The sequence below is a fragment of the Comamonas jiangduensis genome, from assembly GCF_030162955.1.
GTDB classification, from domain to species: domain Bacteria; phylum Pseudomonadota; class Gammaproteobacteria; order Burkholderiales; family Burkholderiaceae_C; genus Comamonas; species Comamonas jiangduensis.
In genome coordinates, this window is sequence record NZ_JARXOV010000001.1 from 41,508 (window position 1) to 58,410 (window position 16,903).

Consider the following 16,903-nt stretch of genomic DNA (forward strand, 5'->3'; position numbering starts at 1 on the left):
GGTGGTCAATTCATAGCCGCCCCTAGGCTGCGGCTGGACTCATAACTCGGGGGTTATGAATTCCACAAAACCGCAGCTCATGGTCAGGTGTTTCTGAAAGTGCTGCATACAGAGTCCATGCGGCACTTTCAGCTGCGTTTCACTGACACCAGCAAAAAGTTCAGTACCTGCCGGGGCTCTTACAAAAAAAGCCGAAAAGGCCCAAGAGCCCAGAGATGAGGAAGTGTCTCGCAAGCTGCCCCAGAGCTAGCCATCGAGCTCCACTTCCACTTCATCGCTCCCTTCGCGCACAGCACATCTACCGCACGGTCAAGCTTTCAAGGGCTGGATCCGTGAGGTCATCCCATGCTGTTCATGCAACTGATCCAACCACAGGTTTGTGCATGGCACAAGTCTGCGAGCAAGTGCGATGGCACCAGCCATTCACAGCCCTCCATCCCGCAGGTTCTGGGCTGCCTTATTTGGATGAGAGCCTGCAATACCAAGAACGTGGCTTTAGTGGCCGCACATACATAGAGGAGACAAACTCATGAAATTTCCAATGAAAGGCACAGCTTTAGCGCTGTCGACCCTGCTGGGTGCCATGGTGAGTGCACATGCTCAATCCAATGTATCTATTTATGGCATTTTAGATGCCAGCGTGTCCTATGCCAAAGCAGCGCAAAGCAAAACCGCATTGCGCTCGGGCGACTTGTTGGCACAGCGATTGGGCTTCCGCGGTTCGGAGGACTTGGGCTCGGGACTGAAGGCCAGCTTTATGCTAGAGGCGGGCGTGTCAGTTGATAACGGTACAGGCTCAGCTACCAATACGAACAACCAAGCGTCAGGAGGCACTGCCGCAGGCGCTTTGACATTCAATCGCCAGTCTTGGGTTGGGCTTGAGGGCGCATGGGGTGCTTTGCGTTTAGGGCGCACGTTTAATCCAACCTATCGTCAATATATTGACTTTGACCCCTTCGGTGGTGGTGGGCTTGGCGCTTCCCAAGCTGCACAGTCCTCGCTGGCCACCTATGGTTACAATCCTTGGGCTGTCGGGTTGCGTCACTCTAACGCGGTGGAATACTCCCTGCCAGCAAAAGGCGCACTTACCGGCCAATTTATGTACGCTATGGGTGAGAATGCATCCAATGCGACTACGACGATTAATGGGACTCCTACTGACATTTCTTCAGATGGAAACTATCTTGCCGGGCGTTTAGCCTACAAATTTGGCCAAGCCCAAATCGGTTTTGCGGCAGGTCAAATGAAAAATGCGGCCAAGAAAAATGTTGATGAATATGTGTTGGGTGGAAAGTATGCATTGGGCGATGTCGTGCTGATGGGCATGTATTCACACAGCAAAGAAGGCATCGGCACGAAGCAAAATGGCTGGTTGGTCGGGGGTACTATGCGCCGCAATGCCATGGCATATAGCTTGTCCTTGTCTGGATCACAGACAAAAAATTCAAGTGGGGCCTCGATCGGCAAGAGTCAAAAAATGGCTGCACTTGCACGCTATCACTTGAGCAAGCGCAGCAGTGTGTATTTGCTTGGTGTGTACACCCGCAATAGCGATGGCGCTAACCAAGTTCCATTATTTGCATTAACTCCTGCTGACACCGCTCCCAACCAGAATGCCCGCGCTATCTCTGTTGGGCTTACACACGTCTTCTAAAAATAGCTTGTATGTGGTGCGTTGGGGATGATTGCGCACTTTTTGAGTGAATAAATCAGAGCCTCGCATGCACCTTCTTTGAAGAGCTTGTACTGGGACTTCATGTCCCAGTACCTTTTTGTAGTGTTGCTAACACTAAGCCTGAAGCATCGCTATTTCGCCTCATCTTAGGTGTCAACATTTGATTTGCGAGGTCATGCAAGTGGCTCTTAGCAAGTGCTAGCAGTGCAGCCATTTGAATATCAGCAACTGATCGCAATTTTTAATGCTGCTGAAGTATCGGGCTGATTGCTGAAGCAAGAGAAAGTAAAGAATGAATTTGGAACTAGGGTCTGCTGGATGTGATGAAACGCTGGTCAAAGCCGCAGAGCTTGCACGTCAGCAAGCACTCGCAGCCAATGACGCGAAATTGCTGGGAGCGCTTCTTGATGAAAAATTGGTATTTGTGCATTCATCGGGCAAAGTCGACGATCGACAGTCATTGATAGAAAAGATAGAGACTGGGCGCATCCAATATCAAGCGGTCAAGTTACAGCCCGTCAAAGTGTTGCCCGTAGATGCTAATACTTGGGCGCTGTGGGGGAAGATGGATGCACAGATTGTGGTTGCCAATACCCAACGCCAAGTATCCAGCAGTTATGTAACCGTTTGGGTGTTACAGGCAAATGGGGTGCTCCGACTCGCCTTGCATCAAGGCACACCAGTGGCGAATGCCTAAGCGTTATACAGCGTAGTTGGCGATTCCAATTGATAAAAAATTTGGGCGCGGCATTGCTGCAGCCACTCTTTGGCCTTCTCTGTTTCTAGCAAGCGAAAACGCTCTGACGACATCACCAGGCCAAGGCCGCAGTAGATTGATTGCTCTGCAATTTCTAGCGCAATTGCAATACCCGCATTGTGTGGATCCAGCACTCCCAAACTGGTGGCATAGCCTTGTTTGCGTATTATTTTCAGTGTTTGGCTCAGTGTTTCTAAAGAAGCATCAACACTTGCAGAGATATCTAGTTCGGTAGAATTTTTTTGCAATAACTTGCGCAACTGGGGCTTGCTCAAGCTAGATAGCACGGCAAGCGACATAGCCCCTTTAAAGCTGGGCATTCGTCGCCCCCGCCCATAGCTGGCTCGCATTTGTGTGCCATAAGGCTCGTAGTGGATGGTCAGAACATGGTCGCCGCTCAGCATGACCAGAGCAACGTCACATTCCACTTGTTGGGCTAAATCCTTCATAGGTCCACAACTGGCTTGGATTAAAGGATCACCACTTCGCAATTGATAGTCAAGCTCTATGATGCGATTCCCGAGCGCATAGCGTCCGGTGCTTGCCGTACGTAGCAACCGAGATTCAGTGAGTTCTCGAAGGTAGCGGTAAGCAGTTGGAATGGAGCAATCTAGCTGCAAAGCGACTTCATCAGCACTCCATGTTACGTAGTCTTGGGTGAATAAATCCAAGACAGAAAGCATGCGTGTAAGGCTAGACATGACGTATTAAAAGCAAAGCCTTCGCAATGATCAATTCGGTGCGATGGCCAGTAAAAAAAATCAATGCTTATGGAATCAGTCGACCGCCATCGATGACCAAGTCTATGCGTGTAATTAGTTGCACCTAGTGAAAGGCCAAGAATGTCATAGAGGCTGTGACGTCATTAGTCGTGACCATATCACTTTGAGTTCATGCAACGCCCGGCTTGTTAGGCAGCTTTCAGTGTGCCGAACTGCTGAATTAACTTGCTTTAACTAATGGTGTTTACCAATAACCGTGGTTGCAAGGAATTAGCGTGGATCTTGTAGCCAAAAACTCATAGTGTTCAGCGCCGTTTCCTTTAGAGGCTCCAACATCACTTGCTCCGACTTTGATGACTATGGATCATAAGTTCATGCATGGACTACTATGCGCTTTTTGCTTCATCACATGGATTGTCGCTTTTAAATCTATCAACGTTCAATCCATATCGATAGAGAGCAGACGCTGCCGGTCATCTAAGTGCAACCTTGTCCTTGAAGACAGCGCCTTGTTTGCAACGTGACTAGAAGTCATAGATCTCTCCAAGTTAGGCCTATATCAAACCATTTTACGGGCAGAGATCTCGCTGAGTTAGTTGTTTAAAAATCGGCGCAACTTTTCTTTATTCGTCGCGAATACCGTTGCGCAAAATGCCAACTGCATCCACTTCAATTTCGACCACATCACCGGGCTGCATGAATACAGGAGGTGTACGTTTGTTCCCCACGCCACCTGGGGTACCGGTCACGATCACATCGCCTGCTTCCAAGGGAATGAATGTCGAGATGTAGGCGATTTGGCGAGGGATGCTGTGAATCATCATGTCCGTTGTCGCTTGTTGCATGACTTGGCCGTTCAAGCGAGTGGTCAACGTCATGTTCTGATTTGGAGCGATTTCGTCCGAAGTCACCATCCAAGGGCCAAAGCCACCGGTGCGCCAGAAGTTCTTGCCGGGGCCCCACTGGGAAGTAGCTACTTGCCAGTCACGAATGCTACCGTCGTTGTAGCAGGAGTAGCCTGCAATGTGATCCCAAGAATCAGCTTCGCTGATACGGCGACCACCCTTGCCGATCACGATGGCAATCTCACCTTCGTAGTCGAGGCGGTTTGACTCTGGTGGGCGCACAATATCTTGACCATGGGCGACTTGCGATTCATTGAGACGCATGAAGATCACAGGACTTTCTGTGATGGTCTTGCCTGTTTCGCGCACGTGTTCTCCGTAGTTCAGGCCAATGCACAAGATCTTGCCTGGGTTAGGCACCACGGGCAGCAAAGTCAGTTGGTCAAACTTCAACGTGGATGGTTGAGATGCCACCACTTGCGCCGCAGCGGCTTGTAGCTTGTTGGCAATCAGGCTCTTCAGGTCAGGTGCCTGTGCGCCGAGTGCTTGACCTAAATCCCAAACGTTATTTCCAACAACGGCTCCGTAAGTGGCGCGGCCTTGGTGTTCAAAGCTAATAAGTTTCATGCTGTCCTCTGTGGTTCAAGGTGGATATGTACTGCGCGGTGCGCAAAAATCTTTAAGCGGTGCGGCCTTGGTCGCGGTTCATGCGAACTTGCATCTCTGCACGCCATTCGGCACGTGGCATAAAGCGAGGGGTGCGCTTGGCGATGGCTTCGGCTTGCTCCATCACTTGCTCATCGCTGGTGTCAAAGTCGATGGGTTCACGCAAGGGTTGGTAGCAGTACCAAGGGGTGTCCATGAACACCTCGATGCGATTGCCTTCGGGATCTCGGAAGTACAAAGAAACAGCATTGCCATGTGTCGTCGCTTGCATATCACTTGCACCTGCAGCCAATGCACGTTGGTACACCTGACGTAGGTTAGGCATGTCAGGTACTTGGAAGGAGATTTGGTTGATCGGATTAAATGCTTGGACATCGTCAGGGCGGCCGGTCAGCAATGCCAACTGGTGATGTGTATCAGGATCGCGGCTCAGGAAAATTAACTGAAAAGCCCCCAAGCCGCCTCGATCGGTCTCCGTGAATTGAAGGACAGCTTTGTAAAAATTCGCCATGCCCTCCAGATCCTGCACATGAAAGCCAAAGTGGCTGAACTTAACCTCAAGTGTTTGGGGTGCTGTCATTTGATAAAAAGATAAAAATATGTCGATTTTTAAATCATAACAAGTATTTTTTATCAAATAAAGATAATTTGTAGCCTCATGGTAAAACCCCTGTTAGGGTTTTTATGTAGCTGTTGCATATAGCTAGTTTGTAACGAGCGCCCCCCAGCCGTGTCATAGCCACGGCTGGGGTTTGGTGTAACTCGCCTCAAACTGGATTTGTGAAACAACGCCGGGTGAGGACAAAGGTAAGGAAGATGTCAAAGACGAGAGAGTAGAGTCCTAACATCGGCCTCGGCGTGCAGCGTTGCTCACCTCTTCCTATCTCATGGCTTTTGTGGAGAAGCGTATGAAGAAATCATCCTTAAACTGGGCGTGCATGATCGGTGCAAATGGGCTTGTTGCGCTTCCGACAGGCCATGGTTTCCGCGCGGGCCAAAGAGTGTTTGTTTGCATCAAGAATGAAGCCATTGTGTTGACGCCCAAGCCTGCTGGTCAAATCACTGGAAAGAGGCGCTTCAGCATGAGGGTAAGGCGGGTAACTACTGCCTCACGTAATGTGATTTGTCACCGGCCTCATTTCAAAAAGGCTGTCATGTTGGATGCTCCTCATCTTCAGCCGCATGGCGAATTTGTGGGTCTTCCCGAGCGAGATCAGCCGACGATACAAGAACGTTATCCACTTCTTTGATTGGGCCGTACGATAGTTTTGATAGATACGACGATGACTTGTTGCCCGAGCACGATTTTGTGTTTACGACATTAGGCGAACAGTTGCTTCAGTTGTCCCTCTTGAAAGCCGCATGAATCCACACTCCGTGTTTACGACTTTAATTAGCCAGAACACTTATTTTTGGTAAAAAAGTCTCAAAACCAGTGTTGATATTGCATTAAATGCTATGAAAAAAGCGCTTCAATGGAGCGCTTTTTGTTGGGTTGGTGCGATACAGATAGGTGTGTGGCCTGAGCCTCCCGAAAATGCCTTGCCGGGCTGGATTCCTGAGATTTAGCCGGTCGATACAGCAGGGTGAGACGGTACTCTCCCGGGGAAAGCATGTTCGTTGCATACCAAGCGAATCATGGGCAGCGATGGTGCGCGCGCCAATGCGGCGGTGGCCAACTCCACGCTGCAGCGCATCGCCTGCGGCGCCTAACTGGTCCAGCGTAAAGACGCAATATCGTGCGTATAGATGGGGTAGTTCATCCAAAGGCCCTGCAAGCCCTTGCGTGCGACTGCGCTGACTTGTGAATTGAACAACCAGACGTTGGCTGCATCCTGGGCTAAATACCGTTGCATGGCGGCGTACAACAACTGGCGCTCACGCGGGTTGCGGGATGCTGTGTGGCGATGTGTCAGGTCGCGGAAATCTGCGCTGTCATAGCCAAAGTAATACCCTGGATCGGCATAGATCATGTGATCCAGCGGCTCGACATGGTTGATGAGCGTCAGATCGAAGTTGCCCTGGAAGGTATGGCTGAACCACTCTTGCCACGTCACTGGCTGGAGGCGCACCCGAATGCCAACTTTCTCCAAATACGCGGCGATGAAGGGGCCTCCTTCGCGGGCGTACGGCACGGGAAGCAGGGTCAGCGTGAGTTCCAGGGGCGTCTTCACGCCAGCTTGTTGGAGCAGCTCTTTGGCACGCTCCGGGCTGTAAGCATGCAGGTGCGCAAGATTCAGGAAGCCAGGGTCTGTAGGGGCAAAGTGGCTGCCGATGACATTGCCTTTGCCTTGCAAAATGCTGCTGACGAAAGCTTGGCGATCGATTGCATGGGTGATTGCACGGCGTACCCGTACATCTTTCAAGACGGGGTGGCGGTGGTTGACGGCCAGCATGCCTTTGCCACTGGAAGAGCCCAGTAGCACTTGGTAGCGTGGATCCCCGTGGAAGCGGTGCAGATCGTGCGTGATGAAATTGATGAAGACATCCACCTCACCTTGCTCCAGCGCTCGAGCCTGTTCTTCCAAATTATTGATAAAACGGAACGTGGCGTGCTCGATCGCTACTTTTTCTGGTGCTCGAAAGGTCGCAGACTTGCGCATTTGCACACTGTGCCCCTTGCGCCATCTGACAAATGCATACGGACCTGTACCAATCGGTTGCGTGGCTGCTGAGGCGGCTGAACTAGGGTGCAGGATGACAGCGCTGGCTTCTCCCAGGTGAAAAAGAAAATGCGGATCAGGATTGCGCAGTTCTAGCTCGAAGCGAAGAGCGCCTTTGGCGGTCATGCGCTGAATGTTGTCAAAGACGCTCTTCTTGGCCTTGTTTGGAGAGTTCGGGGCCTGTGCTTGGCGAAAGCTGAAGAGCACGCACTCCACATCTAGCGGAGCACCATCGTGAAAACGCACATTGGGCACTAACTCAAAGCTGTAGATGCGTTGACTGGCGTCGATCTGCCAGCGGGATGCCAGCAACGGTTCGACGGCTCCATTTTCGCTGATTTTGACCAAGCCCTCAAAAATGTTGTAGAGCACAACTTGGCCGCAGGCGGCTGCTGCAAATCGTGTGGGGTCAAGGCCATCAGGCTCCAGTGCAATATTCAGCGTCACGCTGTCACGCCGGGTTTGAGCGATTGCGGACAGAGGCAGGCAAGCGGCCAACCCGGCCGCACCCAATTGCTGGAGGCAGTGGCGACGAGGAAGATTCGGTGCAGGCTTGAGAGGGGGCATGGCGTGCTCGGTTATTGGCTGGGAATACAGCATGTATCTATCAGTATCTGATAATCGACTAAGCGCATGCTGCTTGTTGGCAGTTATTTGACGCCAAGTATTAATGTTAAGAGGCTGGGTTTTATCTTTCCAACCTGCAGACAAGCTGGGAACTCGCGTATCGGCATGACCCATCGGTCGCCGACATATGGCTGAATCGGCATGCACAAGCTTCAACAGTACAAAGACAAACATCTCTGGCATGTGATCGCAGTCGTGGTCATCGTGCAAGTTGTACTTGCTTGGGCAGGCATGCACGTCTATACAGAGCGTGAGCTGCGTTATCGCCACCAAATAGAGAGTGGGCTCAAGAGCAACAACGACCGGGTACTCCAGAGTTTGGCCAAGTGGCGGGCCAGCACGCTGGCTGCAGCTGAGTCGCTGATGGACGACAGGCTGTTTGCTCAGGCTTTATCGCGTTGGCTGGTTCAGCACGAAGCACTGGTGCGCGATGATTTGGAAAACCGTCTGCGCAGCCTGACGGAGCGCAATGAATTTGCCAAGGTGCTGCTACTTGATGCAGAAGGGCGCATCCTGATAGCAACGGCGGGCGTGGAGGAGCGCACGCTCCCTGAGCGTGAACAAGCGGCGTTGCAACAAGCCTTGCTGCAAGCGCAAGCGGTGGTGGTTGAACCTTACCGACAAGCCCAGTTTGCGTACCCCACGTTCTCCGTGCTCACCCCTTTGTACGATGGTTTGCAACCTTTGGGGGCGCTGTGGATGGTGGTGGACTTGCGCGCCAACCTGTTCCCGCTCTTGAATGCGATTCAGCAAGGCAGTGCTACCGCAGAATCGATGTTGTTGCAGCGCGAAGGCTCGGACGTGGTGCACATCAATCCGTTGCGGCATCGCATTTCCCAGCCATTGGAAAGGCTGGCTTCGGTTGAACAGGATGATGACCTAGTGGCGGTGCAGGCCTTCGCTGGTATTCGTGGCGTTCTTTACGGTCCTGACTATCGCAGGTACCAGGTGTTGGCAGCCAGTGGTGTGGTGCCCGATTCACCCTGGTTGCTGGTGAGCAAAATCGATGTGACCGAAGCGTTTGCCCACGATCAGCGCAAAGAAGGCGTTTTTTTGGGCTTGCTGATTGGGGTTTCAGCATTTCTCATGTTGTCCACGGTGCTGTACTGGATATGGCTCACGGGAAAGCGCGAACATGGGCTCAAACTCGAACTCGAAAACCACATGAGGTGGCTGGAGCGAGCACAGAAAACGGCATTGCTGGGCTTTTTCTCGATTGATTGGTCTAACCAGAAGATCGCGCTGTCTCCGATGGCGGCAGAGATCTTGGGTACGCAAGGGCTGCAGCAGCTCACTTTCTCGGATTTCGCACGCTACATACCCCCAGAACAAATCAAACCCATACTGCGCAAACTTTTGGAAGTACGTCGTCACAGGACGGTGCAAAAAATTGAATTTGATCTGCGTACTCAGCACCAGCAAGCACAGATACGTACTGTCGAGTGCTGGTGCGAACTGGAAGATGTCGCTGTATACGATCAAACAGCCAAGATCATTGGAACCATCCAGGACATCACGCAACGCAAGGCAACAGACCAGGCTCTGGAGCAATACCGCAACTTGCTAGAGCACCAGGTACGCAAAGACAGCTTAACGGGGCTGTCCAACCGCCGCGCCTTGGATGAGGAGCTGGATCGAGCATGGCGACATGCCATTCGTGAAAACCAACCTTTGGCGGTTTTGGTAATTGATATTGACCATTTCAAAGGCTACAACGACCACTATGGCCATTTGCAGGGGGATGTGTGTCTGCAGCAAGTCGCCCAAGTCCTTGAAAAGCATGTGCAACGCGGTCACGATCATGTATTTCGCTTTGGCGGGGAAGAGTTTGTGGTGTTGCTGCCTAACACCACGCTCTCGCAGGCGCAGCAGATGGCTGCCCATCTTTGCCAGACCGTTCAAATGCAATCCATCGAAAATGAAGCTGCGCCTGAGAGCCAGGTGATCACTATCAGTGTCGGAGTTGCCAGCATGACACCGACCAAGAGCGATAGTCTGAGGGCCTGCCCTTTGCTGGAAATGGCGGATACCGCGCTGTATCAAGCTAAAAGTGCTGGGCGTAACCAAGTCTGCGTGCAAAGACCAGACTGACCTTGTCCGGGTATTTTTGAAAGCTGCTCCGAGCGGCGCCTCTGCACACATCCAGTGTGGGGCTAGCGTTCCTCCAAGCTGAATCACACCGGGCTGTGTGGCGGCGAGTGCGTGTTTACCTTGCCAAGTGCTCAAGGATTAGCGCTGAGGTAAAGGCGATGTACCCGACATCCGGGCTGTCATAACGTGTAGTGGACGATAGCGTCGATTCGCCGAAACACCTGCCTGCCTTCGTTGCACTGGCGGTATTGCCTCTTATCTAACCGCCGGGGATGTCTTCGTCTGGGGTGTGCAGCCTCGGCAGCAGTAAATTGCATCGCAGTGCTGCTGCCCGAATGTCATCGCCCTCGCAGGCACTATCCGTGAGCAGACAGACAAGTGCAGGTTGTGGGTCAAGGACGGCTTTTACGCCTACAAGCCGTCCTGCTGATCTGTTCGGTGTGACAGCAGGCGAGTAATGCGCGCTCTTACAACGAGCGGCGCATTGCGCCCCATGCAGGGTCACTCTGGCTTATTCAGGGTGCGTGGTACGTTGGCTGATGAACAGGCGGTGAACACTTTGTTCATCTTGCCTTCAGGACGATCTTGCAACAATTTCACAACGCAGAAAACTGAACCCATGCTTGCTGTCGTTCCAACGGGAATTGGCTTGGATGGGCGCAAGCAGGAGGAGGGTTGCGTGACCCGCGCATTGTCATAAGGCGTCGACTGTGCAAGTCTGTATGCATGGGCCATTTGTTGTAGGAACTTTCGATGAAATATCCACTTTCTTTGCGCCGTAGCTTGCTGGTGCTGTCGCTGGGTCTGAGCGCCTTGCCCACCTGGGCGGATGACGATTGCGAAGCACCGTTAAATCGCTGGCAGACACGCGAGGCGGTACGTCAAATGGCGGCTGCACAAGGCTGGCAAATTCAGCGCCTCAAGATTGACGATGGTTGCTATGAAGTACGCGGCATAGATGCCCAAGGGCGCGGCTTCAAAGCCAAGATTGACCCGGAAACGCTGCAGGTGTTGAAGATGAAGCAAGACCACCGCCAGCGCACTCGGGAGCATGCGCACGATCACGAGGAGGGTGAGGCGGAGCAGTACAAACGCTCACCGTCATCGGAAGGCGCGCCGATGTCTACCCCCTCACCTGCATCTGGCTCCATTCCACGTGGCCAGGTTGAGTAACTGCTGTTCTTCATTCTCACGAGGAGTATCACCATGTCCAAGCCCATATCTACCATTTTGGCCACTGCCTGTGCGCTGGCTCTCCCCACACTGGCGCACAGCCGCCCACTCACATTGACCGCACAGCTCAAGAACTACGGTGGTGATGGCGCTTACCTGGCTGCGTACTTGACCGATGCCAAGGGCACGTATGTCCGCACCCTGTGGGTGGCTGGTGGCAAGGCCAAGTACTACAAACACTTGGCAGACTGGAACCGGCTCTCGGCCGGTGATGCCAAACGTCTGAACGGGGTCACTGGTGCCAGCGTGGGTGCGGGGCGTACGCTCAAGGTGACGGCCGATCTGGCCGATGTGCTGATCGACGCTGGCTATGAAATCCGCATCGACGCAGCGGCCGAAGACATGCGGGACAGCCCATCGGAGGTGCGTATTCCGCTGTCCAGTACCAATGCGGGTAAGCCCCAGTCTGGCAAGCAGTACATCCAGTCGGCCACCTTCCAATTCCAGTAAAGAGACACACATGGCCTGGAAAGTAATTCATCGCTGGCTGGGGCTGACCTTGGGAGCCCTGGCGGTGGTGCTGGGACTCAGTGGCGCTGTGCTGGCAATTGATCCGGTACAGCAAGCCTGGGAGGCTCCGGCGGTTCCAGGCGATTTGCCCGTGGCTACGCTGGTGGATCGTGTGACCCATACCGTACCGGGCGTGGAAGAAATCCGGCGGCTTCCCTCAGGCGCCATCGTGGCCTTCAGTTTTACGGGGGATCAGCCCCAGGCGTCGTATGTAGACCCCGCTGATGGTCGGGTGCTGGGTGCATGGCAGCCGTCGTCACTGCCGCGTTGGGTGAAGAATTTGCACCGTTCTCTGCTGCTGGGTGACGCCGGGCGCTGGGGCGCAGCAGCTGTTGCGCTGACCATGGGGCTGCTGTGCATTTCTGCCTGGGTGCTGCTGCTGCGACGCATGGGCGGTTGGCGTCGGCTGGCTGGGCGCGTGCGTGGCTCGCTGGCGCAGCGTATGCACGTGGTGACAGGGCGCGTCGTGCTTGCCATTCTTTGCCTCTCCTCCATCACCGCTCTTACCATGAGCGCATCGACGCTCGGGCTGGTCGAGCTGGATACCCGTGTGGAGCCCGAGGTGCTGTCGGTGGTCACCGGCCAGCCAGATATGCCAGGTGCAAAGCTTACGGCGCTGCAAAGCATTGTGGCCAAAGATTTGCGCAAGCTGAATATGCCGTACGCCACAGACCCGCAGGACACGTGGCAGGTGGTGACCGCCCAAGGGCAAGGGTGGATCGACCGGTACTCTGGCCAGATGCTGGCCTGGCAGGAGGCCACCTTGGCGCAACGTGTGTACGACTTGGCGCTGGTGCTGCACACCGGTGAAATGGCGTGGCTCTGGGCGGTCATCTTGGGTTTGGCGGGTGCCAGTGTGCTGTTGTTCTGGTGGTCAGGCATCGTCATATGGTGGCAAGCACGCCGCCTGGCACCCCGCATCACGGGCAATGCCCCGCTGGCCCAGGCAGATGTGCTCATCTTTGTTGCCAGTGAAGGCGGCAGCACCTGGGGGTTTGCCCAAACGCTGCAAGATGCGCTGCGCCAGAGGGGGCACCGTGTGCACACCAGCGCGCTGGAGCACTTTCAAGTGACACCCGCGACGCGGCAGGTGTTTGTGCTCGCCGCGACCTATGGCGAAGGGCAGGCTCCGGCCCATGCCCGCCACACCTTGGAGCGCATCACCCTGCAGCCGAATACCAGTGCGGTGCCCGTCACCGTGTTGGGGTTTGGCGACCGGCAGTTCCCCGCCTTCTGCGCGTTTGCCAAAGCGCTGGATCAAACCCTGCGTGCGCAAGGCTGGCCGTCGTTGCTGCCCATCGAGTGCATCCACCAGCAATCGGGCCAGCAATTTGCGCGCTGGGGTGCTTCTCTGGGGCAAGCGCTGGGTGAGCCGTTGGTGCTGGAGCATGTCCCACGGGTGCCGCCAACCACGGCGCTCACGCTGATCGCGCGGCAAGACTACTGCGCAGCTTCAGGGCAAGCCACAGCCATTCTGCGCTTTGCATGGCCGGTACAGACTCAGGGGGCTCGCCTGCGTGGGCAAGGACTGGCGCGATTTGCCGCCGGTGATTTGGTGGGCATCCTGCCCCCAGGATCGATGGTGCCGCGCTACTACTCGTTGGCGTCAGGCTGGGACGACGGGTTTCTGGAAATCTGCGTGCGCCAGATGCCTGCTGGCCAGTGCTCTACACACTTGCTGAACCTGCACCACGGGGATCAGATCCAGGCTTTTATCCGATCCAATCCTGGGTTTGCCCTGCCGCGATCCACACGACCGGTGATTCTGATCGGCGCGGGCACGGGAGTGGCTCCGCTGGCCGGTTTTATTCGCCGTAACGACCGTCTGCTACCCATGCATCTTTATTTTGGAGCGCGTGATCCCGCGCGAGATTTTTACTTTGCCCCTGAAATTCAACAATGGCTGGCAGAAGGACGCTTGACCACGCTGCAAACGACGTTCTCTCGTATCCCCGATGGCGGTGGCTATGTGCAAAACGCCCTCCACCGTGATGCCGAGCGCATGCGGGTATTGATCACCCAAGGCGCCATCGTGCGTGTGTGCGGCAGCCGTGCCATGGCCCAAGGCGTCGCCGAGGCACTGGATGCGGTACTGCAACCACTGGGATCGAGCGTTGCCACGCTGAAAGCCGAGGAGCGCTATGCCGAAGATGTCTTCTGAAGCGGCACTCCGTAGCCAGCGCATGACATTGCATGGCCCGACGATGGGCACTCGCTGGTCTGTCTGTATCGACGCGGGCCCAGCTGTTGAGCTGCCTGTCTTGCGGCAAAACCTTGCTGCTGCGGTGGAGCAAGTGGATACACAGATGTCGCCCTGGAAACCGCACAGCGACCTGGTGCGCCTGAACCGTGCGCCTGTGGATGAATGGGTGCCCCTCTCTCCTGAAATTTTGGAGGTGCTGGACTGCGCGCTGGAGGTGCAACGCCTGAGTGCAGGTGCATTCCATCCCTGCGTGGGTGCTTTGGTCGATGCCTGGGGGTTTGGTGCGGTGCGCGAGACGCCCGATGCGCAAGCCATTCGCGCAGCACGCCAGTCTTTGCCCCTTGCTGCGCACGGATGCCTGGAGCTGGACAAAGCGGCAGGCCGTGTTCGCAAGCATGCGCCGTTGCAAATCGACTTGTGCGGCATTGCGAAAGGATACGCGGTAGACCGCATGGCCGATGTGCTGCACCAGCACGGCGTGCAGCATGCGCTGGTGGCGCTGGATGGGGAGCTGCGTGCTGTGGGCCCCCAGGCCAGCGGCATGCCCTGGGCCGTGGCATTGGAAAGCCCTGAGACTGGCCGCCGCACAGTACACAGTGTGATTGAACTGGAAGATCTGGCCGTGGCCACCTCGGGTGACTACCGCCGTTATCTGGAGGTGGGTAAGCAGCGCTTGTCACACACCATGGATGCACGCAGAGGTGCTCCCGTGAACAACGCCGTAGCTTCCGTCACCGTGCTGGCACGCACTTGCATGCAGGCGGATGCCTGGGCCACGGCCTTGCTGGTTGCAGGCCCTGATGAAGGGCTGGCGATGGCACAGCGGATGGGCATGGATGTGCTCTTCTTGCTCCGTCATGCGCGAGGGTTGACGGAGGTGGGGTTGGGCAGGTTTGGCAACTCGACTGCTCCGTTCCAGTGTACTGATCGGGTCAATCGAAATAGGTAAGTGGCGTGCCGACAGCAGCGATGATTTTGCAGCTTCTGCATTAATTTCTTCAGCAAATCTTGCTGGTTTATGGGCTTCTATGGGCCCTGAACTAGAAGGCCTGCTCGTCTGCTATTACTTCTCCATGCAAAAAATTTTTCTTGTGCTGCTCATAAACAAGCATGCAGCAAAAAAATAATTTAAATAAATTCATGAGTGACAACTTGCTGGAATAATATTTTTATGTTCATCCAAGTTGCTATTAATATTTATCGATGCTTTAAAGCTCTTGGTTTTTAATGGTTTCTTCGCGCTTTTGGTCGATAAAAAATAATTATGCTTTGCTTGTTTTGCATAGGTTCTATTTTATTTTGGCAGTTTGTTGGTTTTTTAGATTTGATGATTATCCTGGATGCGATTTTTTTGCTTTTAATTACCTTGAACAACTTAATTTTACACATTGTGAGATTTCCGTTTTTCTTACAAAGAAGTTAGGGTGCAAAACAGATTGTTTTCCATAGGGAGCCTCTCAAAACCTCGGCAACTTAAGCCAGTTGAGGCGGGCGGCATGCAGTAAATTCAGAACATGATCACCCCACGCAGCGCCCTGAAGTTCGACCTGTTTGCTGATACCTGCCGCAAAGGCAAACTCGATGAGGTGGGGGATCCGCTGCAGGTGATAGCCCGCCACATAGACTTTGCGCAATTGGCGGCACTGGCTGATGCCTTGATTGAGCGCAGTGATGGGCGTAAGGGCGGCAGGCCGGCGTATCCCACCGAAGTCATGGTGCGCATCTTGGTGCTCAAACGGTTGTACAACCTGTCCGATGAGCAGATGGAGTTCCAGTTGCTCGACCGCACGAGCTACCAGCGTTTTTGCCTGCTGCAAAACGCCAGGAACGTACCTGACCGCAACACCATCTGGCGCTTTGGTGAGCGCATTGGTGTGGATGGTGCAACAGCCTTGCTGCATGGTGTGGATGCGCAGTTGCACAGTCACGGCTTTATGGCCCGAGGCGGCCAAGCGATCGATGCCACACTGGTTGCAGCGCCTGTGCAGCGCATCAACAAGGCCGAGCGCTGCGAGCTGGCTGATGGCCAGCAACCTGCGTGGAGTGAAGCCCGGCGCAGACAAAAAGACGTGGATGCCACACATACCAAAAAGCATGGCAAAGGCTACTTTGGCTACAAGCTCAGCGTGAGTGTGGACCACAAGCATGGCTTTATCCGTGGCGTGGCTACAGGCACCGCCAGCGAGCACGATGGACACCACTTTGAAGAAGTGCTTGATGTCAACAACACGGGCAAAGAAGTCAACGCAGACAAAGCATACCCAAGTGCCCAGCGCTTGGCCATGCTCAAGACCTTGGGTTTCAAAGAAGGCATCCAGCGCAAGGCCCAGAAAAACAAGCCGCTGAGCGCCTGCCAGCAGCGGCGCAATCACCGCATTGCCAAGCGAAGAGCCAAGGTTGAGCACGTGTTTGCTGGCATACGGCACATGGGCGGCAAGTTCTTGCGCACCATAGGTCAAGCTAGGGCCAGTGCGACCATGGTGTTAATGGCTGCCTGCTACAACCTCAAACGCTTGGCATCGTTCTTGGAGCGAGGGGTAGATTCCTTCTACAAATCCAAGCCTTCAAAGACACAGGTGCGTGTTCAAGCAGCGAATTGATGGGCAATGCAGGCCCCAAAGGGCCTGCATTGCTTCAAATCGTCGTTTTAAACAGTTGGAACGCTCAATTCACGCCTTTGCTTCTGAAAAGCGTGGGGTTGTGAGAGGTTCCCCATAATTGAATTTTGATTTCAACCGAGGATAAGTAGGTGAAATCTGCAGACTTCTTATGCAGCCGTTGAGGTTGTATTTACAGCGCCGGTATTTCGTGTGTGTAGGTATATGCCCACGGCAGCATGCCTGCCTGCCCGACAAAATGGATTATTGGAGATCGGTAGATTCTGTTTTGTGCCACGCAAAAGTGGTCACCC

General features: G+C 54.3%; 13 protein-coding genes. 9 read left to right on the plus strand and 4 right to left on the minus strand.

Translation table 11 applies throughout. From position 1 onward, the window contains the following. Nucleotides 1-529 precede the first annotated feature (529 nt). Complete coding sequence (locus QEP12_RS00185) at nucleotides 530-1,654, plus strand: porin (RefSeq protein ID WP_284212980.1); 1,125 nt, start codon at nucleotides 530-532, stop codon at nucleotides 1,652-1,654. Between the two features lie 313 nt (nucleotides 1,655-1,967). After that, nucleotides 1,968-2,372, plus strand: a complete 405-nt coding sequence (locus QEP12_RS00190) for a nuclear transport factor 2 family protein (RefSeq protein WP_284212981.1) — start codon at nucleotides 1,968-1,970, stop codon at nucleotides 2,370-2,372. On the opposite strand, the gene QEP12_RS00195 is transcribed toward QEP12_RS00190, so the two are convergent. The 3 genes from QEP12_RS00195 to QEP12_RS00205 all read right to left on the minus strand — a co-directional run bounded on the left by QEP12_RS00195 (nucleotide 2,369) and on the right by QEP12_RS00205 (nucleotide 5,245). After that, entirely contained in the window at nucleotides 2,369-3,133 is a 765-nt protein-coding gene (locus QEP12_RS00195; RefSeq protein WP_348521118.1) for an IclR family transcriptional regulator, read from the minus strand. The two genes, QEP12_RS00190 and QEP12_RS00195, sit on opposite strands and share 4 nt — an antisense overlap. Nucleotides 3,134-3,777: 644 nt before the next feature. Beyond that, a complete protein-coding gene (locus tag QEP12_RS00200; protein WP_284212983.1) occupies nucleotides 3,778-4,626 on the minus strand; it encodes a fumarylacetoacetate hydrolase family protein in 849 nt (282 codons plus the stop codon). A gap of 52 nt (nucleotides 4,627-4,678) precedes the next feature. Beyond that, the gene (locus QEP12_RS00205; protein ID WP_284212984.1) at nucleotides 4,679-5,245 is read right to left on the minus strand and encodes a VOC family protein; all 567 of its coding nucleotides are present in this window, start codon (nucleotides 5,243-5,245) and stop codon (nucleotides 4,679-4,681) included. Between the two features lie 328 nt (nucleotides 5,246-5,573). Here QEP12_RS00205 and QEP12_RS00210 point away from each other — a divergent pair, with 328 nt between their 5' ends. After that, the gene (locus QEP12_RS00210; RefSeq protein WP_284212985.1) at nucleotides 5,574-5,915 is read left to right on the plus strand and encodes a hypothetical protein; all 342 of its coding nucleotides are present in this window, start codon (nucleotides 5,574-5,576) and stop codon (nucleotides 5,913-5,915) included. A gap of 459 nt (nucleotides 5,916-6,374) precedes the next feature. Here QEP12_RS00210 and QEP12_RS00215 read toward each other — a convergent pair whose 3' ends face one another. After that, nucleotides 6,375-8,129 carry an ABC transporter substrate-binding protein gene (locus tag QEP12_RS00215; RefSeq protein ID WP_284212986.1) on the minus strand — a complete coding sequence of 585 codons (1,755 nt, stop codon included), beginning with the start codon at nucleotides 8,127-8,129 and terminating at the stop codon, nucleotides 6,375-6,377. Between QEP12_RS00215 and QEP12_RS00220 the strand changes: the two genes are divergently transcribed. The 6 genes from QEP12_RS00220 to QEP12_RS00245 all read left to right on the plus strand — a co-directional run bounded on the left by QEP12_RS00220 (nucleotide 8,097) and on the right by QEP12_RS00245 (nucleotide 16,592). Continuing rightward, on the plus strand, nucleotides 8,097-10,046 hold the full coding sequence (locus QEP12_RS00220) for a sensor domain-containing diguanylate cyclase (protein ID WP_284212987.1): 1,950 nt from the start codon (nucleotides 8,097-8,099) through the stop codon (nucleotides 10,044-10,046). The two genes, QEP12_RS00215 and QEP12_RS00220, sit on opposite strands and share 33 nt — an antisense overlap. 753 nt (nucleotides 10,047-10,799) lie before the next feature. Beyond that, nucleotides 10,800-11,219 carry a PepSY domain-containing protein gene (locus QEP12_RS00225; protein ID WP_284212988.1) on the plus strand — a complete coding sequence of 140 codons (420 nt, stop codon included), beginning with the start codon at nucleotides 10,800-10,802 and terminating at the stop codon, nucleotides 11,217-11,219. A gap of 33 nt (nucleotides 11,220-11,252) precedes the next feature. After that, nucleotides 11,253-11,729: a DUF2271 domain-containing protein gene (locus tag QEP12_RS00230; protein WP_284212989.1), complete on the plus strand. Its 477-nt coding sequence runs from the start codon at nucleotides 11,253-11,255 to the stop codon at nucleotides 11,727-11,729. A gap of 10 nt (nucleotides 11,730-11,739) precedes the next feature. Then, entirely contained in the window at nucleotides 11,740-13,950 is a 2,211-nt protein-coding gene (locus QEP12_RS00235) for a PepSY domain-containing protein (protein WP_284212990.1), read from the plus strand. Further along, nucleotides 13,931-14,941, plus strand: a complete 1,011-nt coding sequence (locus tag QEP12_RS00240; protein ID WP_284212991.1) for an FAD:protein FMN transferase — start codon at nucleotides 13,931-13,933, stop codon at nucleotides 14,939-14,941. Before QEP12_RS00235 ends, QEP12_RS00240 begins: the two co-directional genes overlap by 20 nt. A 568-nt stretch (nucleotides 14,942-15,509) precedes the next feature. Further along, nucleotides 15,510-16,592 (plus strand): IS5 family transposase, encoded by a 1,083-nt coding sequence (locus tag QEP12_RS00245; RefSeq protein WP_284213144.1) that lies wholly within the window; start codon nucleotides 15,510-15,512, stop codon nucleotides 16,590-16,592. The last annotated feature ends 311 nt before the right edge of the window (nucleotides 16,593-16,903 follow it).